Raw genomic sequence first — 25371 nt, forward strand, 5'->3', positions numbered from 1 at the left:
ACCCTTGCCTCTGGCTAACACTTCCCCTTGCCGGGTGTGTAGAGGACTTTCACCTCCAAGTCACCAGCATGGCCACCACAGCCAAACTGGTTGCGCTTACGCGCAACGCGCCATGCCTGGCGCACAACGCAAAACGCCAACCCGAAGGTTGGCGTTCTGTTCAGCTCAAGCGATGTTTAGCGCGGCACGACCGGCTTGCGCGTCGGCTTCGGCCCTTTGCCTTTCGCGGCGTCCTTGCGCTCCTTGGCCGCCTGCTGGTTGCGGGCAAACGCCGCCGCCTTGGCCTGTTCACGCTTGTCCCAAGGATTACCACCATCACTGGCACGCGGCGGCAAGCCGGTGTGCTGGGTGAGAATCTTGGTGGTCTTCTCTTTGCCTTCCTTCGCCACTTTATGGCTGCCGGCTGGCGTCGAATTCTTGCGACGGGCGCTCTGATAGCTGTCGGTAGCCGGCTGGTGCGTCGGAATCAATTGATCCTTGCCCGAACCGATCAGATCAGCGCGGCCCATGCGGATCAACGCTTCGCGCAGCATCGGCCAGCCTTTCGGGTCGTGATAACGCAAGAACGCCTTGTGCAGACGACGCTGCTCTTCGCTCTTGACGATAGTCACGCCATCACTCTTGTAAGTGACCTTGCGCAGTGGGTTCTTGCCCGAGTGGTACATCGCGGTGGCGGTGGCCATCGGCGACGGGTAGAACGCCTGCACCTGGTCGGCGCGGAAGCCGTTGCCCTTGAGCCACAGCGCGAGGTTCATCATGTCTTCGTCGGTGGTGCCCGGGTGGGCGGCGATGAAGTACGGAATCAGGTACTGCTCTTTGCCCGCTTCCTTGGTGTACTTCTCGAACATGCGCTTGAACTTGTCATAGCTGCCGATGCCCGGTTTCATCATCTGGTTGAGCGGACCTTCCTCGGTGTGTTCCGGGGCGATCTTCAGGTAACCGCCGACGTGGTGGGTCACCAGCTCTTTGACGTACTCCGGCGACTCGACCGCGAGGTCGTAGCGCAGGCCAGAAGCGATCAGGATTTTCTTCACACCCGGCAACGCACGGGCGCTGCGGTACAGCTGAATCAGCGACGAGTGGTCGGTGTTGAGGTTCGGGCAGATGCCCGGGAACACGCAGGACGGCTTGCGGCACGCGGATTCGATTTCCGGTGTTTTGCAGGCGATGCGGTACATGTTCGCAGTCGGGCCGCCGAGGTCGGAAATGACGCCGGTGAAGCCCGGCACCTTGTCGCGGATCTCTTCGATTTCGCGAATGATCGACTCTTCGGAACGGTTCTGGATGATCCGGCCTTCGTGCTCGGTGATCGAGCAGAAGGTGCAGCCGCCGAAGCAGCCACGCATGATGTTCACCGAGAAACGGATCATGTCGTAGGCCGGGATCTTCTCCTTGCCGTACGCCGGGTGCGGAACACGGGCGTAAGGCATGCCGAACACGTAGTCCATTTCTTCAGTGGTCATCGGAATCGGCGGCGGGTTGAACCAGACATCGACTTCGCCGTGTTTCTGCACCAGCGCACGGGCGTTGCCCGGGTTGGTCTCGAGGTGCAGCACGCGGTTGGCGTGGGCATACAGAACGGCGTCGCCACGGACCTTTTCAACCGATGGCAGACGAATCACGGTCTTGTCGCGGGTCATGCGCGGGCTGGCCAGGATCTGCACGACCTTGGCTTCCTGCGGATCTTCAACCGGACCTTTTTCCTGCTCGATGGCGCATGCCTGAGTGTCCTGAGTGTTCACGTACGGGTTGATGATCTTGTCGACCTTGCCCGGACGATCGATACGCGTGGAGTCGACTTCGTACCAGTCTTTCGGCGTATCGCGACGAATGAACGCGGTGCCGCGCACGTCGGTGATGTCTTCGATCTTGTGGCCGTAGGACAGACGCTGGGCGACTTCGACAATCGCGCGCTCGGCGTTGCCGTACAGCAGAATGTCGGCGCTGGCGTCGATCAGGATCGAGTTACGCACACGATCCTGCCAGTAGTCATAGTGCGCAATGCGGCGCAGGGAAGCTTCGATGCCGCCAAGGACGATCGGTACATGCTTGTAGGCTTCCTTGCAGCGCTGACTGTAAACCAGGCTCGCGCGATCCGGACGCTTACCGGCCATACCGCCTGGCGTGTAAGCGTCATCGGAACGGATTTTCTTGTCCGCTGTGTAGCGGTTGATCATCGAGTCCATGTTGCCCGCCGCAACCCCGAAGAACAGGTTCGGCTCGCCGAGCTTCATGAAGTCGTCTTTGGACTGCCAGTTCGGCTGGGCGATGATCCCGACGCGGAAGCCCTGGGACTCCAGCAGCCGGCCAATGATCGCCATGCCGAACGACGGGTGATCGACGTAGGCATCACCGGTAACAATGATGATGTCGCACGAATCCCAGCCAAGCTGATCCATCTCCTCCCTGCTCATCGGCAGGAATGGCGCTGGCCCGAAACATTCGGCCCAATATTTTGGATAGTCAAATAACGGCTTGGCTGCTTGCATGTCGACGACCGGTGTTGAAGTGAAAAATCGCGGGCGCGGAATATAGCACAAATTTTGACCAATTCCGACGGCAATGGTCGGTTTCTAACGACAACCCGCTCTGCGCACTTCGAGCAGAAAATCTCCGGTGACTTTCAACCCGCCAGACAGCGGCAATGACGCTGAATGCCTTGCAATACTCGATGAACGGGTGCTGCAGCCGCCACTTTTTCAAGGATGAAGAAACATGGCAGTAAAACCGCCTCGCAATGGCACCGCCTACGTGGACGTGGACGTCCATATCCGCTCGAATCGACCGGTGGACGGCGACACAAGGACGCCAGATACGCCGGCCCGCAAAGGCCTAGATCCGTGGCTTCATGGCGAAACCCCGAAACCGCGGACCCCGCCACCCGGTGCCGAAGATCCCGATGCGATCCTGCCAGCAGCGACTGTCATGATTCGCCCGACCCCAGCCCCCGCTGAAGTCCGTCTCGTCACCGATCAGCCGCTAAAGCATTACTGGGTCAGTACCACGGCAAAACTGCCGCCTGCCGACAGCGAAGGATTCAGGGTGTACAACAAACGGCTGTACGTCGACGTCCCCGATGGCGGCATCGTTCTGGTCGCAGTGCAGCCGGACACGGGACTGTACCGGGCCCGGCTATCGAGCGAACTGCACCCCTCTGGGCCGCTGCTGTTACGCGACGTCGACAGCGGGGTCTGGCACCCACTCAATGATGTTGACGCCGGCAACGTTCCGCTCACCGACGCACGTCTTCAGCCGTTTCGCACTGATCTGGATTTACGCACAGCCGAGCCCGGCAGCGATGGTTTGTTTCGCCACGACGGCAAGCTCTACGTGATCATCCACAACCACGCGTATCAGGTGATGCAAGATCTCGATGCGTCGAGCCCGGCGTACAAGGTGTGGCGTATCGTTAACCCCAGGGATCCGGTGGCCACCGACAGCGCGAACATCTACCGCGCCAGTCGCAGCGGCGAAACCCGGGCGATCACTCGCAACGAGGCAAACGTCTGGGTTTCTGTGCTTACGGGGCTGAGGGGTGGCATGCCCCGCAATGACTCGACGCAGGCCAAAATGGCCCTCCTGATGCAACGCTATGAACCCTTCCAGAATGCCCACACCGCCCTGATCGAATCATCCACGCAGTACGACGCCCTCTGGAATCGGGCCCGACAACAGGCGGATGGCCCCGCCAGGACCTCGGCCCTGGTCGCCGTTGAGGTGCATTTGCTCAAGCACATCAGAAAACAAACGGCCTTTGTTCAGTCGCTCGTCGACAACAAGGACTGGATGACCATCCTCAAGGCAGGCGGGCTATTCAAGGAAGAACTGCACACTTTCCGGATAGAGCGCGTCGAATACCTCAACAGGCTCATGGCCGTCATGGACCTCAGAACCAGGCCTGAGGTGACAGACATGAGTGCCGACAATTGCAGGAAAATCATCACTCACCTGAACAAGAAACTGAAGATTCTCGACGAGCGCCAGGTGGTGATGGAGCAGATCAGAAAAGCGTCTCCCGGTGCGGCCGCGCAACTGACTGAACTCGGCCGGCAGGTACCCGCAACGGATCGCATCAACTTCAACAAACTGGCTCTTTATGTGCACCTGTTTGCCGGCACTCCCGACCAGCCGCCAGACACGACCATGCCCTCGCTATCAGCCCTCGACCTGATTACCGGGGATCTGGGCAATGTTCCAGAGCGCGAGCATCCCATGGCGCTGCTGCTGGCTATTGATCAGTTGAAAGGAGACCGTAGCCGCTTTGAGATGCTGCTGAGCTCGCAAAGCCCGAGGAGCCAATACCTTGAGGAGATCATTGCTCTGATCGATCCCATCGAGAAGAAAATCGAAGGCAAACTGACTGAAATTCTTGACGTTTCGATGCGCCGATCCGATCTGCCGAGCCTCGACCAGGACATTGATTTCGACTTCATTCCGACGCAACCGGTCTACGCCGATACAAGCCGTCCCGCCCCCGCCAAGAAGATGTTCCGAACCCGTCAGCACGGCACTTACAGGGTACTGGTCGGGGAGACTGAAACCGCCCCGGACGGGAGCATCATCATCAAGGTTCCCGACCCGTTGCGGCCAGACTCACCGCCCAGGCGCTACGAAAAAAGACAAGACGAATGGCTGCCGGTGCTCCCGCCGATTGTCCGCGTACCACGCTCGCAACTGGTCGCAGAGGCAATCCGCTTACTGGCCAGCCATGAGAATCACATGCTCGATGCGAGCGCCCAGGAAGCCAGAAAAACCAACCCGACAGAGATCATCGAAAGTCTGGGCAAGGAAAGCGATTTGCTCAACGAGCAGGCCAGACGGCTGGAGAACCACGCAAGCGAGGGCGAAGATAGAGGGCTCATCGATTTGGCCGCACGCCTGCGAACCGCAGCCGACTCATTGACCAGCCAAGGGCAAGAGATTCTGGTGCGGATGTACAAGAACAAAGACGTGCTGGACATCATGCGCCTGAATTATCTGCTGGATCGCGCCGAGCTCAATGTGAGCAAGACCGTTGATCGCAAGGCGTTGGGCAAAGGCAAGGACAAGTCATTCCTCGACGTTTACGCCATCGCTGATCGCGCTGACGGCGGACCCTTGTGGCAAGCCCACTTCCACTATGACAAGCAGGACAGCCACCCGCTGAACTTCACTATCAAGGGCAGCCACCTGAAAACCCTGGAACAGAGCAAACGCGGGATCGAGTCGCAGCGCCGCGATGAACTGGCCGGTCTGGTGCATGTGCCGATCTGGCGAGAGAGGTTCGATGGCAAAACAGCGCACAAAATATTCACATTGGCAGACAACGCCGCAGCGCTTACCGAGTAAAGGACCACGCCTGAGCGCCGCGCTTGCGACCCTGTGACAACCACCAGGCAATGACGCCGAACGCCGTCGGCGCCCGTTCGCGGGCCCTGATAGCAAACCTGCAAGGAAGAAAAAATGTCACCACGACTGCCTCTCAAAGGCACCGTTGAAAGCCCCGTACGACCGACCCGGCAAGGATCGGAAACAGCAAGGCCCGAGACACCACCGCATGTCGATTTCGGCCCATCGAGCTCACGAGGAACGCTGAACCGTGAAGGTCTCGGCAGACCCGCGAGCGACGCCAGCCTCGATAGCATCGCGCCAATACCGGCGGTAACGATCAGTGAGTCAGCGCCACCAATAGCCGCGATCACGCGTGAGCAATGGCCACTGGAACATTACTGGATTGCCACCCCCGCTGACCTGCAAGGTCCAAACGCTGAGGGTTTCCGGGTACACAGGGGGCGACGTTACGTCGATGTCCCCAACGGCGGCACGGTGCTTGTCGGAGTCGACACGCAGACCCGACAGTATCGAGCCCGCTTATCAACCGATCTGGAAGCGCTCGGCCCGGTGCTGCTGCGTGACACCGAAAGCGGTCTCTGGCACCCACAGGAACGCCCCCAACCAGCCCCGTCTACGTCGGCCGCGCCAGGCAGTGGTGGATTGCCCCGGCCCGGTGGCGGGCACACACGCACGGCTCATCGACAATTGGCAGACCGGGTTGCCGCCATCATCAATCGGCTGCGCAGTCCACACGCTCGCGCAAAGAGGCTGTTCCGCGCCATGAGTGAGGAACAGATTGGCGCTTACATCCGCTCGCTGGGCAGCGACATCGAAGGCGGGTTGAGTCGACGCGAAACCGAATACAAAACGCTCAAGCATCAACTGACGCTCTGGAGCAAAGAATCATCTTCGACGCCAGCAATAGCAAAAGACTGGGCAGAACACGTCACCCACGAAATAAAACGCTGCTTTCGCCGAGAGACCGGGACGTCATTGAAGCTTGAGCCTGGCAGCGGCCCCCTGCCGGCATTGCAGGCTGATTTCAGTCATGTCCGGGAACTGTCTCTGGACTCCATTACCTGGACGCCCGCAGCCGACACTTTTCTCAGCGGATTCTCGCGCCTGGAGCAATTGACGGTCACCCGCGCCACGCTGGATAAACTGCCGGCAGCCGTCGCGCAGATGGGCGACCTCAGAACATTGGATTTGAGTGCCAACCGGATCCGGCTGGACACACCAAGCGCCGCTGCACTCACGTCTCTCAGCAATCTTGAAACCATCAACCTGTCGAACAATCCGCTGAGCATGACGCCCGACTTCAGCGCGCTGACCGGGTTGAAAGTGTTGAACCTGAGCAATTCGCAACTGGATCAGTGGCCAACAGGTTTGCGCCACCAGACCGGTCTGCAAATCGTCGATTTGCGCAATAACCAATTGCAGGAAGTACCCCAGACGCTGCTCAATCCCCCCGCCGCGCAGCTCGAGGCCACCGTCAGACTTAACGGCGTCACCCTTATTGAGGGCAACGCCTTTGCTCCCGGCTATTGGAAAACCCTGGAACTGTATTGGCGCCGCCTCGCTGCGGATCATCCTGCACTGTCTGGCTCTGCTCATCCACAGGGTCTCAGGCTGGTCGAAAACATTCCCCAGCTGAGCGCGGTGCAGCGGATGTACCCGGGCAAGGATGCGCAAGCGGCGAAGGATTATGTTCTGCAGTTGGGAGATCAGGAACTGACTCGCCGCCTGCAGGATTTCGAGCTGCTTGAAACGCAGCTGGAAGATTATGTCGCCGGCCATCAATACCAGGGCTCCATCGACGCGGCCACTGCAAGACGATGGGCACCGCAACGTGTCGCCAGAATCATCAAGGCCTGCTGGCTACGGGAGTCGGGGGAAATGCTCAGACTTCCGCCCGGCAGTGGACCACTGCCCGCCCTGACGGCGGATTTCAGTCATGTCCGGATGCTCGATCTGCAAGAAATGAACTGGTCGGATAGCGGCGACACCTTCCTGGCCAACTTTACCAATCTGGAAAGCCTGTCCATCAACCGTTCCAATCTTCAACAGCTGCCAGCCAGCGTGAACGATATGAACAAGCTGACCCGACTGGATCTGAGCGCCAACAATCTTGAGCTGGATGCGCAAAGTGCTGCAGCACTGAGCACCCTGAGCCGGCTGCAGATCGTCAATCTTTCGCAGAACCCGCTGAAAACGCCCCCCGACTTCAGCGCCATGTCCGGGCTGACAAGCCTTGACTTGAACAGCACGGGAATCGATCAGTGGCCGACTGGCCTGCTGGGCAAAACTGCTTTGGCGGGCCTTGATTTGCGCAACAACCATTTGACGCAAGTGCCGCAGGCAAACATCAACCCCGCTCCCGAGCAGTTGGCCTCGATCGCTCGAATCAATGGTGCGACGTTACTGGAGGGCAATGATTTTCCATCAGGTTACTGGAGAAAGTTCGACGGCTACTGGCGACGTGTGCACGTTGCGCACCCGCAACTGTTGGACGCTGCGCATCCCGCTGCTTTCGATAGCGACAACTCTCGAGCGCAGCGATATCGCCGTCTCTATCCGAACAAAAGCATCAAGGAGTGCAGAGAGTATTTGTGGAACCTTGACCAAGGCACTGCCGGTACAAGGCTGGCCAGCCTCGAACGAGAATTCACCACACTGAAAACCCATCTGGACGCGTGGGTTTTTTCGGGAGGTGGCAACCGTCAGGGTTATCTTCGCGCGAATCAGGTGTTGATCAACGCCGAGACTCGCAACGATCGCACCACGGCAAGCCAGCGGATCATCAGTTGCTGGCGACGTGAAACTCCGCAAAAACTGGCCAATGACAGGACCCCCATCGGACTTGAGCTGGACCTGCGCGGTCTGAGGCTGCAAAGCCTGCCGGATATCGACGCAGACTTCAGTCACGTCGGCTCGCTCAACCTGAGCAATATGGGCCTGAGCACATCGCCGGAAGGCTTTCTGACCCGTTTTCGCCACGTACGCTGGCTGGATCTTTCACGCAATCAACTGCGCGAATTGCCGCCCGCCGCTGGAGAAATGCACGGACTGACCCGACTGTTTCTGCAGAACAACCAGATCGTCCTGACGGACGACACCGCCCGCGCTTTGTCAGAACGCACAACACTGCGAGCATTGTGGCTGCATGACAATCCACAATTGGCCATCGCCCCGGATTTCAGCCGGATAATCGACATGCGCTCAATCAATCTGGCCAACACAGGCATCGACACCTTTCCTGCCGGCATTGCCGATCAACCCCTATTGGATACCGTTAACCTGAGCAACAACCGGATCGAGGAAATCCCCGATTCCGTCATTGCCCCGCCGGACGAGCGACTTGCACACACGGCTCGCGTCAACAACGTGACCAACATCACCGACAATCCACTGTCGGCACAGACACGTACCCGGCTGAACCATTACAACGACCGACTGATTGAGGCAGAGATGCCGCTGACCGGCCGGAACAACCTGCTCGACACGGCGGACGGCCACGCGCCTGTTGTGCGCCGAGTCACCACCGACAACCCAATGACTCGCTGGACAGTCGGGATGCCAACCGATCTGCTGTCAACCCGAAGAGCCCAATGGCGAACACTGCGTAACCAGCAAGGCTCCGACGGGCTGTTCAATACCCTTGCCCGTCTGCTGCATGTTCCCGCCGGCCATAACGACCTTCAGCAACGGGTCTGGAAACTGATCGACAGCATTACCGAAAACAACCCGCAATCCGAACGCCTGCGCAGCGAGCTGTTCGAACGGTCAGGCGAGGCAGCCTGCTGCGATCGGGCAGCCTTCACGTTCGCCAATCTGGAAACCCGGATGATGATGCATAACGCTCGCAGCCTGGCTCGGGATCAAGCACAAGGCCCGCAACTTGCCGCACTGTCCAAGGCCTTGTTTCGCTTGCATGAGGTCGACAAAATCGCATCGGCGGACATTGCGCAACGAGAGGCGAGCATCCTCGAATCCAGGCAGGGCCAGGAGGCTCAGGCGCTTCCAGCCCCGCATGTCTCAGAAGAAGTCGAAATCAGGCTTTTTTATCGCCACGGTCTGAAAGACCGTTTGCAACTGCCGGGGCAGCCCGAGCGAATGGGTTTCGGGCATCTGGTCAATGTGTCAAAAGCACAGATGGATGCCGCATACGAAAAAATCATCGCACTGGATAACTCGCCCGAAGAATTTCAGGCTCTGTTATCGAGAGAGTTCTGGCAGGAGTTTGTTATCCACAAATACCAATCGCAGTTCGAAGCTCAGCGTCAGCCGTTTCAGGACCGCCAGGCGACACTCGATGAGTCTTACGCTGCCAACGAACTATCGTTTGCCGAATACGACGCGCAATCCAGAGCGCTGCAAGCGCCGCTTGCGATCGAGGAAGCCGCCTTGATCGAAACGCTGACCCGGCTGGAACTGGCCGGGCATGCGACCCGCGACAACGTCGAAGAACCCGCGGGCGAAAGCACGTAACACAGCGCAAGAGCGGGTGTTGGCCGAATGACTTCGGCCAACACTCATTCGTCGTCGTCGAAGTTGTAGCTGCCGGGCGCAAGGTTTTCAAAACGGGTGTATTTGCCGATGAACGCCAGGCGGATAAAACCGATCGGGCCGTTACGCTGCTTGCCGATGATGATTTCGGCGATGCCTTTATGCTCGGTCTCCGGGTGATACACCTCGTCGCGGTACACGAACATGATCACGTCGGCGTCCTGCTCGATCGCTCCGGATTCCCGCAAGTCGGAGTTCACCGGGCGCTTGTTCGGGCGCTGTTCGAGGGAGCGGTTGAGCTGCGACAGCGCCACCACCGGGCAGTTGAATTCCTTGGCCAGCGCTTTCAGGGATCGCGAGATCTCGGAAATCTCGTTGGTCCGGTTATCGCCGCTGGAACCGGGGATCTGCATCAGTTGCAGGTAATCGATCATGATCAGGCCGACGTCGCCGTGTTCACGCACCAGACGCCGGGTCCGCGCACGCATTTCCGACGGGCTGATACCGGCAGTGTCATCGATGAACAGCTTGCGGTCGTTGAGCAGGTTGACCGCAGAAGTCAGGCGCGGCCAGTCATCGTCTTCCAGTTGACCGGAACGCACCTTGGTCTGGTCGATACGCCCCAGCGAGGAAAGCATACGCATGATCAGCGATTCACCTGGCATCTCGAGGGAGTACACCAGAACCGCCTTCTCGCTGCGCAACACGGCGTTTTCCACCAGGTTCATCGCGAAGGTGGTTTTACCCATCGACGGACGGCCGGCGACGATGATCAAGTCGGACGGCTGCAGGCCGCTGGTCTTCTCGTCGAGGTCGGTGTAGCCGGTGGACAGGCCGGTGATGGCGTTGTCGGTGTTGAACAAGGTGTCGATGCGATCGATGGCCTTGGTCAGCAAATCGTTCACACCCACCGGGCCACCGGTTTTTGGCCTGGCCTCGGCGATCTGGAAGATCTGCCGTTCGGCTTCATCGAGAATCTCGGCGGCGGTGCGGCCTTCCGGGTTGAAGGCGCTGTCGGCGATTTCGGTGCTGATGCCGATCAACTGACGCAAGGTCGCTCGTTCGCGAACGATCTGCGCATAAGCCTTGATGTTGGCGACGGACGGCGTGTTTTTCGCCAGTTCGCCAAGGTAACCGAGACCGCCGACCTGCGAGGTCTGACCTTCTTTGTCCAGTTGTTCGGACAGGGTCACGACGTCGATCGGCATGTTCTGATCGGCCAGTTTGGCGATCGCCCGGAAAATCAGACGGTGGTCATGTCGATAGAAATCGCCGTCGGAGACTTGATCGAGCACGCGTTCCCAGGCGTTGTTGTCCAGCATCAGACCACCGAGTACAGCCTGTTCGGCTTCGATGGAATGCGGCGGCACCTTCAGGGCAGCGGTTTGCAGATCGTATTGCTCGGGAGCGGAGATATCGTTCATGGCCACTTGTGTTGTTTGGAAAAACAGGGAATTCAGAAAGACAAAGGGCACGACCTGTAAACAGGATCGTGCCCGATGTTAACCGTCTGACGGACAAGCCGCCAGCCGATCAGTGTTGCTTAAGCTGCTACCACGACAACGCGTACGGTGGCTTCAACTTCGGCGTGCAGGTGCACAGCCACGTCGAATTCACCCACGTTGCGGATGGTGCCGTTCGGCAGACGAACTTCGCTTTTCGCAACTTCAACGCCGGAGGCGGTCAGTGCGTCAGCGATGTCGTGAGTACCGATCGAACCGAACAGCTTGCCTTCGTCGCCAGCGGTGGCAGTGATGGTCACTTCCAGCTCGGCCAGTTGGGCAGCACGGCTTTCAGCCGATGCTTTACGGTCTGCGGCAGCTTTTTCCAGCTCAGCACGACGCTCTTCGAACGCAGCCAGGTTGGCAGCGGTCGCAGCGGTAGCTTTGCCGAAAGGCAGCAGGTAGTTACGGCCGTAACCGGCCTTAACGTTTACTTTGTCGCCCAGGTTGCCCAGGTTGGCGATTTTTTCCAGAAGGATCAGTTGCATGTGGAAATCCTCTTAACTTTTAACCTTCACCGTTCGCGTTATCGGTGTCTTTCGACACGTGACGACCGCGAAAATCAATCAGGCTGTCGACAATGGCCAGGACCACGAGCAACGGATAGATCAGCTGCATGAACAACAGCAGCGTGACGTACAACCCCACCAGCCAGAAACCGGCCAGTCGCTTCTGCCCGACCAGCCCGTGAATCAGGGCAAGTCCGGCGAACACCAGCGGTACACTGCACAACGGCGTCAACATGGCCATCTGTGCACCGAGATTCGGGCACAGAAGCATCAACGCCAGCAGTAACATCGCCGGCCCCAGCGGGATCCGGATGGCGCGAAACTCGCGACCAAAACCACCCGGGTTGTACAACAACGCCTGCCAATGCCGCCCGACAATCAGGCTCAGCACGCTGACGATTTGCAACAACGCCGCAATCAGTCCGGTCAGGACTGGTGCGATCAGGGACGCGAAACGCGCTTGCTCATCGACCGACAATTGCTTGTAGGTCTCACCGAGAAGCGCCGGCATGACCTTTATCAAGGCCTGCGCGAGCATCTCGATCTGGGCCGCAAACGCTGCCCCGAGCACCACTGAAAACACCACTCCAATCACTACGCTGACAAGCAGCGTGCGAACCCAGGACTCACTTGCGCGCAAAACCAACGCAAGTCCCGAAGACCCCAGCAGCACCAGAAGTGCCCGTGGGTCATCGGCATACAGCCACCAGATCAATGCCGGCAGCAGCCCCAGAGACAGAACACCCAGGGCGTCCGTCAGTCCGCGCCGCAGCAGCACAAGGCTCCCGGCGGCAGCGCCCAACCAATACAACAACGGCAATGTTGCACATCCGGCCACCACGAGAGTGGCCTGCATACGGCCTCGCATGATGAACTCAGCTAAGGCACGCATGCATTCAATCCTTTGCTACTTGTCGACTGCCCGGTCTCAGCGGCCGTGGCTGTCGGTGTAGGCCAGCAGGGCCAGGAAGCGGGCGCGCTTGATAGCGGTGGCCAGCTGACGCTGATAACGAGCTTTGGTACCGGTGATGCGGCTTGGAACGATTTTGCCGGTCTCGGATACGTAGGCTTTCAGAGTGTTGAGATCTTTGTAATCGATCTCTTTCACGTCTTCAGCGGTGAAGCGGCAGAATTTACGACGACGGAAGAAACGTGCCATTTGATAGGCTCCTTAAAAGGTCCGTGGATTACTCGTCAGCGTTATCGCTGTTGTCGCTGTCATCACTATCAGCGCTATCAGCGCCTTCGTGCTCAGGACGGTCGCGACGCTCACGGCGCTCACTGCGGTTTTCTTCAGCCTTGAGCATCTCGGACTGGCCAGTAACGGCTTCGTCGCGACGGATGACCAGGTTACGGATCACTGCATCGTTGTAGCGGAAGTTGTCTTCCAGCTCGGCCAGGGCCTTGCCAGTGCACTCAACGTTCAGCATCACGTAGTGAGCCTTGTGAACATTGTTGATTGCGTAGGCCAGTTGACGACGGCCCCAATCTTCCAGACGGTGGATTTTGCCGCCGTCTTCTTCGATCAGCTTGGTGTAACGCTCAACCATGCCGCCGACTTGCTCGCTTTGATCCGGGTGGACCAAAAAGATGATTTCGTAATGACGCATGAATGCTCCTTACGGGTTGTAGCCTGCCGCTCAAAAACGGTCAGACAAGGAGTGAATGACACTTATGGACTTGCTGGCGCGGGGCACATGCGTGCCTGCCGTCACAGCAAGGGGCGCAATTGTAGAGAAGGGACAGAAGAGGTGCAAGGCAATTGGTGATTATTTGAACAACCACCCATTTATGCCACACCATAAAACACTGTGGGAGCGAGCTTGCTCGCGAATGCAGTTTGTCAGGCAACATTTATATCGACTGACACTCCGCTTTCGCGAGCAAGCTCGCTCCCACATTTGAACCGAGTACGACTCAGGATTTCTTCGCGGCAGCCTTGGCTTTTGCACCGCGCTGACGCTGTGCTTCAAACAGGCAAACGCCAGTGGCTACGGATACGTTCAGACTGCTGACGCTACCGGCCATCGGCAGCTTCACCAGATAGTCGCAGTGTTCGCGAGTCAGGCGACGCATACCTTTGCCTTCGGCGCCCATGATCAGGATGGTCGGCCCGGTCAGATCCTGGTCATAAATGCTGACCTCGGCCTCACCCGCCGTACCGACAATCCACAGACCGCGCTGCTGAAGTTTTTCCAGAGTACGGGCGAGGTTGGTCACCGCCACCAACGGAATCACTTCCGCCGCGCCGCAAGCGACTTTACGCACGACCGGGGTCAAAGTTGCCGATTTGTCTTTCGGCACGATCACCGCCAGCGCACCGGCCGCATCGGCCGAGCGCAGGCAAGCGCCGAGGTTGTGCGGGTCGGTCACACCGTCGAGCACCAGCAACAGCGGCGCGCCTTCAGTGCGATCAAGCAGCTCATCGAGCATTGCTTCGCCCCAGACCTGGCTCGGGCTGACTTCCGCGACTACGCCCTGATGCACGCCTTCAACCCAGGCATCCATTTCGCGACGTTCGGCCTGGCCGACCTGGACACGATTTTCGTTGGCCAGTTCAACCAGAGTCTGCACGCGCGGATCGTTGCGGCTTTCCGCCAGCCAGATCTGCTTGACGCGTTTCGGGTGGTGACGCAGCAACGCTTCTACCGCGTGAACGCCGTAGATTTTTTCCAACTGACTCATGACTTCGCCTTCGGTTTACGTGCCCCGCCACTTTTGGCTGGAGCGGAACCCGCTTTTGGCGGGCCCTTACGGTGTTTGCTCGGTTTCGCTGGCTTGCCGCCGGAGGCCTTTTCAGGCGCCGACCGTCCGGTCTTTCCCCCGGACGCCGCTTTACCACCGTTTTTCGCGTCGGAAAGCAGCGCTTTCTTCATTTCACGGCTTTTGCGCAGCTCGGCGTTTTTCGCCACGGCGTCGCTTGGGCGATAGGCTTCGGCAGCTTTCTCTTTAGCAGGGCGACGACCAGCGGTTTTCGCTGGCGCTGCTTCGGCTTTTTCCTTCGCGGCCGGTGCGGCAGTTTCAGCACCACGCTTTTTCCGACCGATCGGCGCGCTGATGGTTTTTTCGGCCATCTCGAAGTCGATCTTGCGCTCGTCGAGGTCAACGCGCATCACGCGCACTTCAACGGTATCGCCGAGGCGGAAGCTACGACCGGTGCGCTCGCCCGCCAGGCGGTGATGCACAGGGTCGAAGTGGTAGTAATCGCCCGGCAGCGCGGTGACGTGCACCAGGCCTTCGACGTAGATATCGGTCAGTTCGACGAACAAACCAAAACCGGTCACGGCGGTGATCACGCCCGGGAACGACTCACCCACGCGATCCTTCATGAACTCGCACTTGAGCCAGTTCACCACGTCGCGGGTCGCTTCGTCGGCACGGCGCTCGCTCATCGAGCACTGCTCGCCGAGCTGCTCAAGCGCTGCTTCGTCGTACGGATAGATACGCGCCTTCGGAATGGTCATCGCGCCGGCACGACGAACGTGCGGGGTGTCCTGTTTCGAATGGATCACGCTGCGGATTGCGCGGTGCGTGAGCAGGTCCGGGTAACGACGGATCGGCGAAGTGAAGTGGGTATAGGCTTCGTAATTCAGGCCGAAGTGACCCTGGTTGTCAGCGCTGTACACCGCTTGGCTCAGCGAGCGCAGCATCACGGTCTGGATCAGATGGAAATCCGGACGGTCCTTGATGCTCGCCAGCAAGGCCTGATAGTCCTTCGGCGACGGGCCGTCCTTGCCTTTGTGCAGGGACAGGCCGAGCTCACCGAGGAACGCACGCAGTTTTTCCAGACGCTCCGGTGGCGGGCCGTCGTGAACGCGGTACAGCGCAGGAATTTCGTGCTTCTTGAGGAATTCGGCAGTGGCCACGTTGGCCGCCAGCATGCATTCTTCGATCAGCTTGTGCGCGTCGTTACGGGTGGTCGGACGGATTTCGGCAATCTTGCGCTCGGTACCGAAGATGATTCGGGTTTCCTGCGTTTCGAAATCGATCGCGCCACGGACGTGACGAGCAGCGAGCAGAACCTTGTACAGCGCATACAGCTGCTTGAGGTGCGGCAGAACGTCGTTGTACTCACCGCGAAGCTGACGCGCCTCGGTGATTTTCGGCGTTTCCAGCATCGCGCTGACTTTGTTGTACGTCAGACGAGCGTGGGAATGGATCACCGCTTCATAGAAGCAGTAGTCAGTCATCTCGCCGGACTTGGAGATGGTCATCTCGCAAACCATGGCCAGACGATCGACGTGCGGGTTCAGCGAGCACAGGCCGTTGGACAGTTGCTCAGGCAACATCGGCACGACGCGCTCGGGGAAGTACACCGAGTTGCCGCGCACTTGCGCTTCGTTGTCCAGCGCCGAACCGATTTTCACGTAGCTGGAAACGTCGGCAATCGCCACGTACAACTTCCAGCCGCCGGAGAACAGGCGCAGCTTGCCCGGTTTGGCTTCGCAATAAACAGCATCGTCGAAGTCGCGGGCATCTTCGCCGTCGATGGTGACGAACGGCAGATGGCGCAGGTCGACGCGCTTCTCTTTGTCTTTTTCTTCGACTTCCGGCTTGAGCTTGGCGGCTTCTTTCAGAACCGCTTCAGGCCAGACGTGCGGGATATCGTAGGTGCGCAGGGCAACGTCGATTTCCATGCCCGGCGCCATGTAGTTGCCGACCACTTCGACCACATCGCCTTGCGGCTGGAAGCGCGGCGTCGGCCAGTGGGTGATTTTCACCTCGACGAACTGACCGATCTGCGCGTTGGCGTTACGACCCGGGGTGACCAGCACTTCTTGCTGAATCTTCGGATTGTCCGCGACGACGAAGCCGATGCCGCCCTCTTCGAAGTAGCGGCCGACGATGGTTTCGTGAGCGCGCGACACCACTTCAACGATAACGCCTTCACGGCGACCGCGACGGTCGAGACCGGAAACACGGGCCAACGCACGATCGCCATCGAACACCAGACGCATTTGCGCCGGGCTCATGAACAGGTCGTCGCTGCCATCATCCGGCACCAGGAAGCCGAAACCGTCACGGTGACCGCTGATGCGGCCGAGGATCAGGTCGAGCTTGTCTACCGGCGCGTACGTACCGCGACGGGTGTAGATCAGTTGTGCGTCGCGCTCCATGGCGCGAAGGCGGCGGCGCAGGGCTTCGATCTGGTCTTCTGTGGTCAGACCAAACTCTTCGACCAGTTGCTCGCGGGCAGCAGGCGAACCCCGATCGGCGAGGTGCGCCAGGATCAGTTCGCGGCTAGGAATAGGGTTTTCGTATTTTTCCGCTTCACGAGCGGCCTCGGGATCGAGGGACTGCCAATCGGCCATTAGAGAGTTTTCACCTTGTCTATATGCGGGTTAGTTTGGCATAGGCGCCATGAAACGGGAAATTTCCGACTCTATAAGGCCCAACTGAGGCCTTGTATCGAAGCTGGAAAGCCGTTTTGACCACCGCTGGTAAAAAAAATCATGTTTTTTGCTGACAGGGGTTTACAGTTAAAAAGACGCTCCGTATAGTGCGCGCCATCGACGACGCACAGCGTAGCCGATACTGCCCAGATGGTGAAATTGGTAGACACGCCAGCTTCAGGTGCTGGTGACCTTACGGTCGTGGAAGTTCGAGTCTTCTTCTGGGCACCAATTTCGAGCTTGAGACTAGATCAGTTTCAAGGCTCACACAAAACCCGCGAAAGCGGGTTTTTTGCATTCTAAGCCCGGGTTTTCTTAAAACTGATTTATTAAAATTAAATCAGGGGTTTACAGATCAAAAGGCGCTCCGTATAGTGCGCCACATCAACAGCGGCAACGCTAACGATGATTGCCCAGATGGTGAAATTGGTAGACACGCCAGCTTCAGGTGCTGGTGACCTTACGGTCGTGGAAGTTCGAGTCTTCTTCTGGGCACCAATTCAAATTCAAGGTTACGGCCTTGGATTTCACAAAAACCCGCGAAAGCGGGTTTTTGCGTTTCTGGCCTCCAGAAATCCATCACCACCCCGCCTATCAAAAGGCCAGCCCCACCGCAAGGCGCACTTGAGAAACAATATCGTTTATCATTGTTGCAAGTTTTTGCAATGCGACAGTGAGGAACCCTGCGAATGACGTTTCGAAATACCCTGCGCCGAGGCTTGACCTTCACCCTCCTCGGCATGGCGCTCGCCACTCCCCTCACCCAGGCTGCCGATGCGGTTTCCCTGACGCTCTATAACGGCCAGCACAAGGAAGTCGGCGACGCGATCGCCAAAGCCTTCGAAGCCAAGACCGGCATTCACGTCAATGTGCGCAAAGGCAGCAGCAATCAACTCGCCAGCCAGGTCATCGAAGAAGGCGACCGCTCCCCTGCAGACGTGATCTACACCGAAGAGTCGCCGCCATTGAACAATCTTGGCGAACTGGGCTTGCTGGCCAAGACCGACGACGCCACTTTGGCGGTTTTGCCGGAAAAATACGTCGCCGGTAACGGCACCTGGATTGGCGTAACGGCGCGCGTTCGTGTGGTCGCCTACAACCCGAAACTGGTCGATGAAAAAGACCTGCCGAAATCGGTGATGGAATTCTCCGATCCGCAGTGGCAAGGCAAAGTCGGTTTCGTACCGACCAGCGGCGCCTTCCAGGAACAGGCCGTGGCGATCATCAAGATGCACGGTCGCGACGCCGCCGAAGAATGGCTCACCGGCCTGCGCGCCTTCGGCAAGACCTACAGCAACAACATGGTCGCCCTCAAAGCCGTGGAAAACGGCGAAGTCGCCACCGTACTGGTGAACAATTACTACTGGTTCGCCCTGCAACGCGAGAAAGGCAAACTGGATTCGAAGCTGCATTACTTCACCGGCGGCGACGTCGGCGGCTTGATCACTGTATCGAGCGCTGCCGTGCTGAAATCCAGCAAACATCCAAAAGAAGCCCAGCAATTCCTCGCCTACATGGCCAGCGAAGAAGGCCAGCGCGTGATCACTCAGACCACCGCCGAGTACCCTCTGCACAAAGGCATGGAATCGGATCGCGGGCTCAAGCCGTTCAGCGAACTGGAAGCGCCGAACGTCACTCCGGCCGATCTGGGCAATGCCGAAGAAGCGCTGGAACTGGAACGTGAAGTTGGCTTGAACTGATGACCGCATCGTTATCCGCCCCCGCCGCGCGCGGGGGTTACGTGCCAAGGCGCAAACGGCCATCGATCTGGCTGGTGCTGCCGGTGTTGCTGCTGGTGGTACTGAGCCTGTTGCCGCTGGCCTATGTCGGGCTCAAAGCCTGGCAGGCCGGCTGGGCCGAGGCCTTGCACTTGCTGTGGCGCCCGTATGTGTTCGGCCTGCTGCGCAACACTCTGGCATTGATGGTGGGCGTGACGATCACCTGCGGCGTGATCGGCCTGTCGCTGGCCTGGCTGCTGGAGCGCAGCAACTTGCCGGGGCGACGCCTGTGGGGCGTGATTCTGTGCCTGCCGTTCGCAGTACCAGCATTCGTCAGCAGTTTCACTTGGGTCTCTTTGAGCGCGCAGTTCGAAGGGCTTGGCGGGGCGATTCTGGTGATGAGCCTGTCGAAGTACCCGCTGATCTTTCTGCCGGTAGCGGCAACCCTGCGCAATCTCGATCCCTCCCTTGAAGAGTCCGCGCGAACCCTTGGACAGAATCGCTGGGGCGTGTTCTTCCGCGTCACCTTGCCGCTGCTCTGGCCATCGTTGCTGGCAGGTTCGCTGCTGATTGCTTTGCACATGCTGGTGGAGTTCGGCGCACTGTCGATCATCGGCCTGCAAACCTTCACCACCGCGATCTATCAGCAATTCGAACTGGAATTCAGCAATGCAAACGCGGCGATGCTGTCGGCCGTATTGCTGGCGCTGTGCCTGGTGTTGCTGTGGCTGGAACTGCGCGTACGCGGCAAAGGCCGGCACGTGCGCACCGGGCAAGGCGCGGCGCGGCAGGCTGAACAGGTTCGACTCGGACCATGGGCAGCAGTCGGTCAGCTGTATTGCCTGATGCTGGCGATTGTCGGCAGCGGGATTCCACTGGGGATGCTGGCGTATTGGCTCGCGGTCGGTTCGTCGGCGGCTTTTCCGGTGGCCGCAATTACTGAAGCGCTGCTCTCGTCTTTGGCGCTTTCTCTTGGCGGTGCGGCATTGTGCCTGGTGCTGGCCGTGCCGGTCGGCTTGCTGGTGGTGCGTTACAAAGGCCAACTGGCGATCTGGGCCGAACGCTTGCCATATCTGCTGCATGCACTGCCAGGATTGGTGATTGCGTTGACGCTGGTGTATTTCGCCCTGCATTACGTGCCGGCACTTTATCAGACGTCGGGGCTGCTGCTGATCGCTTATGCGCTGCTGTTTCTGCCATTGGCGCAGGCGCCGATTCGCACGGCACTGAACAAGGCGGCACCGCAACTGGAAGAGGCTGCGCGGACGCTGGGCGCTTCGTCGTTCACGGCGTTTTGCCGGGTGACGTTGCCGATCATCTTCCCGGCATTGGGCGCGGCGTTTGCACTGGTGTTTCTGGATGCGATGAAGGAATTGACGGCGACGCTACTGTTGAGTCCGACCGGGCTGAACACGTTGGCGACCGAGGTCTGGGCGCATACCGCGAATGTCGAGTTTGCGGCAGCGGCGCCTTATGCGGCGTTGCTGATTTTGGTATCGGGGCTGCCGGTTTATTTGCTGACGACCCGGATGTATCTGAGCCGCTGATGCCGCTTTCGCGAGCAGGCTCGCTCCCACATTCTGACCGAGTCCCATCAGAGGAACGCGATCTATGTGGGAGCGAGCCTGCTCGCGAAGAGGCCCGCCCAAACAACCTCAAGCCCTGAACTGCCCCAGACTCGCCTTCAGCTGCGCCGCCAAACCATCCAGCACCTTGCCGCTCGCCGTGGTCTCCACCACCGCCTGCGCCGCCTTCTCGGCCTGTGCATGAATCGTTTCGACTCGCCCACGCACAGCCTGCGCGCCCTGCGCCTGATGCGCAGCCGCCTGGGTCGCCAGACCAATCGCCGCGTGCACCTGCTCAACCGAAGCCTGCACCGATTGCTGCAAGCGCGCGCTGTCGCGCAACACCAGCAAGCCTTCGCTGGCCTGACGCCCGGCCTGACCGATCGCCTCGACCGCCTCACGCGCGCCCTGCTGCAACGCGACGATGTGCGCCTGAATATCGCCGGTGGAGCTTTGCGTCTTGCTCGCCAGCGCCCGCACCTCGTCGGCCACAACCGCAAAGCCGCGCCCGGTTTCGCCGGCACGTGCCGCCTCGATAGCGGCGTTCAACGCGAGCAAGTTGGTCTGCTCGGCAATCCCGTGAATCACCGTCAGCACCACTTCAATCTGCTCGCTCTGCTGCGCGAGACGCTCGATGACTTTTGCTCCGGTATCAACCTGTCCCGCCAGCGCTTCGATCAAGCTGCCGACCTTGGCAGAGGTGCGAGTGTTTTCATCGGTAGCCTGACGAATATCGACCACTTGCTTCAACGCCGCCTGCATCGCGTGGCTTTCCGATTGTGCCTCATCGGCCATCTGCGATAGCGCGCGCAGGCTCTCCGCCACTTCATCACGCTGCATGCCCGCCGCCGCATCCGCACCGGCATTGCGCAACGTCATCGCGCCGATTTCCACACCGGTACGCTGCGCGACATCACCCGCCTCGCGCACGATCGGCTGCAACTTATCCACAAAGCGATTGACCGCCGAGGCCATGTCGCCGATTTCATCTTTGCTGTTGATCTGCACACGCTTGGTCAGATCGCCCTCGCCCGCCGCCAGGTCATCCATCGCTGCGTTGAGCATCTTCAGGCGATTGACCACGCGATGGCCCAACACGACCGCGAGCAACAGCAGTACGCCGCAACCGACCAGCGCCAGGCCCATGCCGATCCGCCAGCGCAGGGTCGCGGCCGCCTCTTGCACAGTATTGGCGGTGTTGGCTTTCATCTCGATGGCCGTTGACTGCGCCGATTGCAGGCGCGACTGCATGGCTTTGGCACTGTCTGCGGCAGCGCCCTTGAGACTGTCGCCGACCAACTGATCACTGCTGGCGATCAGCGCCGAGAAGCGCTTGTCCAGTGCCGCCAGATCGGTTTCCACCGAGGCTGTGGAGACACCCATCAGCACCTTGCCGATTTCCACGCCGTTGGGATTGATCGAGGCTTCAAGGTAGTAGACCGACGGATCGTTCTTCGCCGCATCCAGCACTTTATCCAGCGCACGCTCACCCTGGCCTTTTTCCAGCAAAGCCTTGTTGATCGGGTTTTCGCGGTTGAGATAACGGGTCAGGTGCTGGCCGGTGGCGTCGTCGTAGACCACGAATAGAACGTTGGGATTACGCTGGGCACGCCGGGCGAACTCGGACAGGGTCGGTACGTCGCTGTCCCACATGGCACGCGGGGCAACGGAGGCGAGTAACTGCGCCATGTCATTGGCCGAATCTTTCAGATCCTTTTCCAGCGTCGCACGCAATTGCGCCTGCTCGTCTTTCAGGCGCGAAGACAGCCCGGCGGTAAGCCGCTGACGGGTACTGGCGGACAAGGCATCGAGGCTTGAGGTGACTTCACGCCCGGCCTGCTCCAGCTCGCCGGAGAGTTTCTGGCTGTCAGCACCGAGGCGCACCGCCAGATCAGCCTCCAGCGCCGTGACGGTGCTCCGCGTCAGGGCAACGGCCACCAACACTTGCACCAAAAGGGCGATACCAAGGGTAACGAACACGGGACGCAACAAACGGCTTTGTAACAGTGAGAGAACGGCCGACACTGTGAATACCTCTACTTCTGACGCCATTAATTTGATGGCACTCTTGTAGACAGATTCACAGCAAAGGTCATGCCGTCCAACAGGCATAAACGACAAAGGCCCCGATGAAGGGGCCTTTGTGTTTTTACATCAACGACTTATCAAGCAAACGGATGACGCAGAACGATGGTTTCGTTGCGGTCCGGGCCCGTCGAAATAATGTCGATCGGCGCGCCGATCAGCTCTTCAACGCGTTTGATGTAAGCGCGAGCGTTAGCTGGCAGCTCTTCCAGGGTCTTGGCGCCCACGGTCGATTCGGTCCAGCCCGGTACTTCTTCGTACACAGGCTGCAGGCCTACGTAGCTGTCAGCGTCAGTCGGAGCAACAGCATTGCCTTCGGCATCTTTGTAGCCGACGCAGATGTTGATGGTTTCCAGACCGTCGAGTACGTCCAGCTTGGTCAGGCAGATGCCCGAGATGCTGTTCACATCGATCGCGCGACGCAGGATAACGGCGTCGAACCAGCCGCAACGACGGGCACGGCCGGTGGTCGCACCGAACTCGTGACCTTGCTTGGCCAGGTGTGCACCGACTTCGTCGAACAGCTCAGTCGGGAATGGACCCGAACCGACGCGAGTGGTGTAAGCCTTGGTGATGCCCAGGATGTAGTCCAGGAACATCGGGCCAACGCCCGAACCAGTGGCCACGCCACCGGCGGTGGTGTTGGAGCTGGTCACGTACGGATAGGTACCGTGGTCGATGTCGAGCAACGAACCCTGGGCGCCTTCGAACATGATGTCTTTGCCGGCGCGACGCAGGTCGTGCAGCTCGGCAGTCACGTCGAGCATCAGCGGCTTCAGCAGCTCAGCGTATTCCTTGCACTCGGCCAGGGTCTTTTCGAACTCGATGGCCGGCTCTTTGTAGTAACCGACCAGCATGAAGTTGTGGTAATCCACCAGTTCACGCAGCTTGTCTTCGAAGCGCGGCATGTTCAGCAGGTCGCCAACACGCAGGCCACGACGCGCAACCTTGTCTTCGTACGCCGGGCCGATGCCGCGACCGGTAGTACCGATCTTCAGCTCGCCACGGGCCTTTTCACGGGCCTGATCCAGTGCCACGTGGAAGGACAGGATCAGCGGGCAGGACGGGCTGATACGCAGACGCTCGCGCACCGGTACACCTTTCTCTTCCAGCTTGGTGATCTCGCGCAGCAGGGCGTCAGGTGCAACCACCACGCCGTTGCCGATCAGGCACTGCACACCTTCGCGCAGCACGCCCGACGGGATCAGGTGCAGGACGGTTTTCTCGCCGTCGATCACCAGTGTGTGGCCAGCGTTGTGGCCACCTTGGTAGCGCACTACGGCGGCAGCATGTTCGGTCAGCAGATCAACGATCTTGCCTTTGCCCTCATCACCCCATTGGGTGCCCAGGACTACGACATTCTTACCCATAACACTTGTCCTCATTCGCGCAAACTTGGTGCCGGCGATGGCCGGCAGGAAAACTCAAGAAGCCAGTGGCGATACTTGCCAAAGCCCGTTCTGCTGAATCAATTGCCGGTCGCAGTCCGCATCACGGGCGGCGGCCAAAGGTTGCCCAGGCAACGCCTGAACGACACGCTGACCCTCACTGCGCAACTGGCAAACCTGCTGCCAGAGTGCCGCATCCGTACTGTCAGGCATCCAGATACCGCCAGACGGTAGCTCGATCTCAGCACGCCCCAGGGTCACCAGGGTTTTCAAATCGGTGGAAAAGCCTGTCGCTGGACGGGCGCGGCCAAAATCGGCGCCGATGTCGTCATAACGACCGCCCTGAGCGATGGACTGGCCAACGCCCGGTACGAACACCGCGAACACCACACCGGTGTGGTAGTGGTAGCCACGCAGCTCGCCCAGATCGAAGTACAAAGGCAGCTCCGGGAAGCGTGCCGACAGGCGCTCGGCGATCGCCAGCAAATCTTCCAGTGCCGCCAGAACCGGCGCCGGCGCATTGGCCAGACGCTCGCGGGCAGCACTCAACACTTCACGGCCGCCGCACAGATCGACCAGCGCGCGCAGCATGCCGGACAAGTCGGCCGGCAAGCCTTCGGTCAAGGTAATGACCTCGTCGATGGCCTTGCGTTGCAATGCATCGAACAACTGCTGCTCGACTTCACCGGACAGACCGGCGGCACGTGCCAGACCACGGTAGATGCCGACATGACCGAGGTCCATGTGCACGTCCGGCACATCGGCCAGTTGCAACATGGCCAGCATCAGGCTGATCACTTCAACGTCGCTGCTCGGGCTGGCATCGCCGTACAACTCGGCGCCCAACTGAATCGGGCTGCGCGAGGACGACAGTGCACGCGGCTGGGCATGCAGCACGCTGCCGGCATAGCACAGACGGCTCGGGCCTTCGCGACGCAGGGTGTGCGCATCGATGCGCGCCACTTGCGGCGTGATGTCGGCACGGAAACCCATCTGCCGGCCCGACTGCGGGTCGATGACCTTGAAGGTACGCAGATCCAGGTCCTGGCCCGCGCCGGTCAGCAGGGATTCCAGGTACTCGATATGGGGAGTCACGACAAACTCGTAACCCCAGCTCTGGAACAGATCCAACACCTGACGACGCGCGACTTCAATGCGCGCCGCTTCCGGTGGCAGTACTTCTTCGATGCCATCTGGCAGCAGCCAGCGGTCTACCGTTGCCATTACGCCATTCCCCTTTGATCCGGGCGGCCAGCCTGCGGGCGAGCCTTGAGTGAAGCAGAAAATGACTGAACCGTTCAAAACGCACGCGCATGAACGACGCGGCGAAAGGCCTGTTAGCGGCTTCGCCCATCACTTTCCTCGAAATACTCTCGGGCCATTCAACCCGAT

The 25371-nt window shown here is 59.5% G+C and carries 15 protein-coding genes and 2 tRNA genes; 6 read left to right on the forward strand and 11 right to left on the reverse strand.

What is annotated here, in order from left to right; all coding sequences use genetic code 11:
• Nucleotides 1-176: 176 nt before the first annotated feature.
• The gene (locus tag CKW17_RS16340) at nucleotides 177-2489 is read right to left on the reverse strand and encodes a YgiQ family radical SAM protein (RefSeq protein ID WP_095120622.1); all 2313 of its coding nucleotides are present in this window, start codon (nucleotides 2487-2489) and stop codon (nucleotides 177-179) included.
• A 226-nt stretch (nucleotides 2490-2715) separates the two neighbouring features.
• Between CKW17_RS16340 and CKW17_RS16345 the strand changes: the two genes are divergently transcribed.
• Together CKW17_RS16345 and CKW17_RS16350 are read left to right on the forward strand one after the other, a co-directional pair.
• On the forward strand, nucleotides 2716-5328 hold the full coding sequence (locus tag CKW17_RS16345) for a hypothetical protein (protein ID WP_095120623.1): 2613 nt from the start codon (nucleotides 2716-2718) through the stop codon (nucleotides 5326-5328).
• 114 nt (nucleotides 5329-5442) lie between these two features.
• Nucleotides 5443-9801, forward strand: coding sequence for an NEL-type E3 ubiquitin ligase domain-containing protein (locus CKW17_RS16350; RefSeq protein ID WP_256586244.1), 4359 nt, complete (start codon nucleotides 5443-5445; stop codon nucleotides 9799-9801).
• Nucleotides 9802-9845: 44 nt separating this feature from the next.
• Here CKW17_RS16350 and dnaB read toward each other — a convergent pair whose 3' ends face one another.
• The 7 genes from dnaB to rnr all read right to left on the reverse strand — a co-directional run bounded on the left by dnaB (nucleotide 9846) and on the right by rnr (nucleotide 17142).
• Nucleotides 9846-11243, reverse strand: a complete 1398-nt coding sequence (dnaB, locus tag CKW17_RS16355; protein WP_007915846.1) for a replicative DNA helicase — start codon at nucleotides 11241-11243, stop codon at nucleotides 9846-9848.
• A 119-nt stretch (nucleotides 11244-11362) separates the two neighbouring features.
• Complete coding sequence (gene rplI / locus CKW17_RS16360; protein WP_003186385.1) at nucleotides 11363-11809, reverse strand: 50S ribosomal protein L9; 447 nt, start codon at nucleotides 11807-11809, stop codon at nucleotides 11363-11365.
• Nucleotides 11810-11828: 19 nt separating this feature from the next.
• Nucleotides 11829-12722, reverse strand: a complete 894-nt coding sequence (locus CKW17_RS16365) for a hypothetical protein (protein WP_095120625.1) — start codon at nucleotides 12720-12722, stop codon at nucleotides 11829-11831.
• 36 nt (nucleotides 12723-12758) lie between these two features.
• The gene (rpsR, locus tag CKW17_RS16370; RefSeq protein WP_002551829.1) at nucleotides 12759-12989 is read right to left on the reverse strand and encodes a 30S ribosomal protein S18; all 231 of its coding nucleotides are present in this window, start codon (nucleotides 12987-12989) and stop codon (nucleotides 12759-12761) included.
• Nucleotides 12990-13017: 28 nt separating this feature from the next.
• The gene (gene rpsF, locus CKW17_RS16375; RefSeq protein WP_038360383.1) at nucleotides 13018-13440 is read right to left on the reverse strand and encodes a 30S ribosomal protein S6; all 423 of its coding nucleotides are present in this window, start codon (nucleotides 13438-13440) and stop codon (nucleotides 13018-13020) included.
• 307 nt (nucleotides 13441-13747) lie between these two features.
• Entirely contained in the window at nucleotides 13748-14515 is a 768-nt protein-coding gene (rlmB, locus tag CKW17_RS16380; protein ID WP_016983783.1) for a 23S rRNA (guanosine(2251)-2'-O)-methyltransferase RlmB, read from the reverse strand.
• The gene (gene rnr, locus CKW17_RS16385) at nucleotides 14512-17142 is read right to left on the reverse strand and encodes a ribonuclease R (protein WP_095120626.1); all 2631 of its coding nucleotides are present in this window, start codon (nucleotides 17140-17142) and stop codon (nucleotides 14512-14514) included. The genes rlmB and rnr overlap by 4 nt, the downstream gene beginning before the upstream one ends.
• Nucleotides 17143-17367: 225 nt before the next feature.
• Between rnr and CKW17_RS16390 the strand changes: the two genes are divergently transcribed.
• From CKW17_RS16390 to CKW17_RS16405, 4 genes are all read left to right on the forward strand, one after another.
• A tRNA-Leu gene (locus CKW17_RS16390) sits at nucleotides 17368-17454 on the forward strand.
• 180 nt (nucleotides 17455-17634) lie between these two features.
• A tRNA-Leu gene (locus CKW17_RS16395) sits at nucleotides 17635-17721 on the forward strand.
• A gap of 191 nt (nucleotides 17722-17912) precedes the next feature.
• Nucleotides 17913-18923, forward strand: a complete 1011-nt coding sequence (locus CKW17_RS16400) for an extracellular solute-binding protein (RefSeq protein ID WP_095120627.1) — start codon at nucleotides 17913-17915, stop codon at nucleotides 18921-18923.
• Nucleotides 18923-20488 carry an iron ABC transporter permease gene (locus CKW17_RS16405; protein ID WP_095120628.1) on the forward strand — a complete coding sequence of 522 codons (1566 nt, stop codon included), beginning with the start codon at nucleotides 18923-18925 and terminating at the stop codon, nucleotides 20486-20488. Before CKW17_RS16400 ends, CKW17_RS16405 begins: the two co-directional genes overlap by 1 nt.
• A gap of 108 nt (nucleotides 20489-20596) precedes the next feature.
• Here CKW17_RS16405 and CKW17_RS16410 read toward each other — a convergent pair whose 3' ends face one another.
• The 3 genes from CKW17_RS16410 to CKW17_RS16420 form a co-directional block, all read right to left on the reverse strand.
• Nucleotides 20597-22531, reverse strand: coding sequence for a methyl-accepting chemotaxis protein (locus CKW17_RS16410; protein ID WP_095120819.1), 1935 nt, complete (start codon nucleotides 22529-22531; stop codon nucleotides 20597-20599).
• A 140-nt stretch (nucleotides 22532-22671) separates the two neighbouring features.
• A complete protein-coding gene (locus CKW17_RS16415) occupies nucleotides 22672-23961 on the reverse strand; it encodes an adenylosuccinate synthase (protein WP_016984782.1) in 1290 nt (429 codons plus the stop codon).
• Nucleotides 23962-24015: 54 nt separating this feature from the next.
• Nucleotides 24016-25203, reverse strand: a complete 1188-nt coding sequence (locus tag CKW17_RS16420) for an ATP phosphoribosyltransferase regulatory subunit (protein WP_007915833.1) — start codon at nucleotides 25201-25203, stop codon at nucleotides 24016-24018.
• Nucleotides 25204-25371: the final 168 nt, after the last annotated feature.

It is taken from the genome of Pseudomonas sp. Irchel s3f10, assembly GCF_900187515.1.
GTDB lineage: Bacteria > Pseudomonadota > Gammaproteobacteria > Pseudomonadales > Pseudomonadaceae > Aquipseudomonas > Aquipseudomonas tensinigenes.

Bases quoted from the DNA above. Each gene is read 5' to 3' on its own strand.
- CKW17_RS16340 (WP_095120622.1), bottom strand. From the start codon at position 2,489: ATGCAAGCAGCCAAGCCGTTATTTGACTATCCAAAATATTGGGCCGAA.
- CKW17_RS16345 (WP_095120623.1), top strand. From the start codon at position 2,716: ATGGCAGTAAAACCGCCTCGCAATGGCACCGCCTACGTGGACGTGGAC.
- CKW17_RS16350 (WP_256586244.1), top strand. From the start codon at position 5,443: ATGTCACCACGACTGCCTCTCAAAGGCACCGTTGAAAGCCCCGTACGA.
- dnaB (WP_007915846.1), bottom strand. From the start codon at position 11,243: ATGAACGATATCTCCGCTCCCGAGCAATACGATCTGCAAACCGCTGCC.
- rplI (WP_003186385.1), bottom strand. From the start codon at position 11,809: ATGCAACTGATCCTTCTGGAAAAAATCGCCAACCTGGGCAACCTGGGC.
- CKW17_RS16365 (WP_095120625.1), bottom strand. From the start codon at position 12,722: ATGCGTGCCTTAGCTGAGTTCATCATGCGAGGCCGTATGCAGGCCACT.
- rpsR (WP_002551829.1), bottom strand. From the start codon at position 12,989: ATGGCACGTTTCTTCCGTCGTCGTAAATTCTGCCGCTTCACCGCTGAA.
- rpsF (WP_038360383.1), bottom strand. From the start codon at position 13,440: ATGCGTCATTACGAAATCATCTTTTTGGTCCACCCGGATCAAAGCGAG.
- rlmB (WP_016983783.1), bottom strand. From the start codon at position 14,515: ATGAGTCAGTTGGAAAAAATCTACGGCGTTCACGCGGTAGAAGCGTTG.
- rnr (WP_095120626.1), bottom strand. From the start codon at position 17,142: ATGGCCGATTGGCAGTCCCTCGATCCCGAGGCCGCTCGTGAAGCGGAA.
- CKW17_RS16400 (WP_095120627.1), top strand. From the start codon at position 17,913: ATGACGTTTCGAAATACCCTGCGCCGAGGCTTGACCTTCACCCTCCTC.
- CKW17_RS16405 (WP_095120628.1), top strand. From the start codon at position 18,923: ATGACCGCATCGTTATCCGCCCCCGCCGCGCGCGGGGGTTACGTGCCA.
- CKW17_RS16415 (WP_016984782.1), bottom strand. From the start codon at position 23,961: ATGGGTAAGAATGTCGTAGTCCTGGGCACCCAATGGGGTGATGAGGGC.
- CKW17_RS16420 (WP_007915833.1), bottom strand. From the start codon at position 25,203: ATGGCAACGGTAGACCGCTGGCTGCTGCCAGATGGCATCGAAGAAGTA.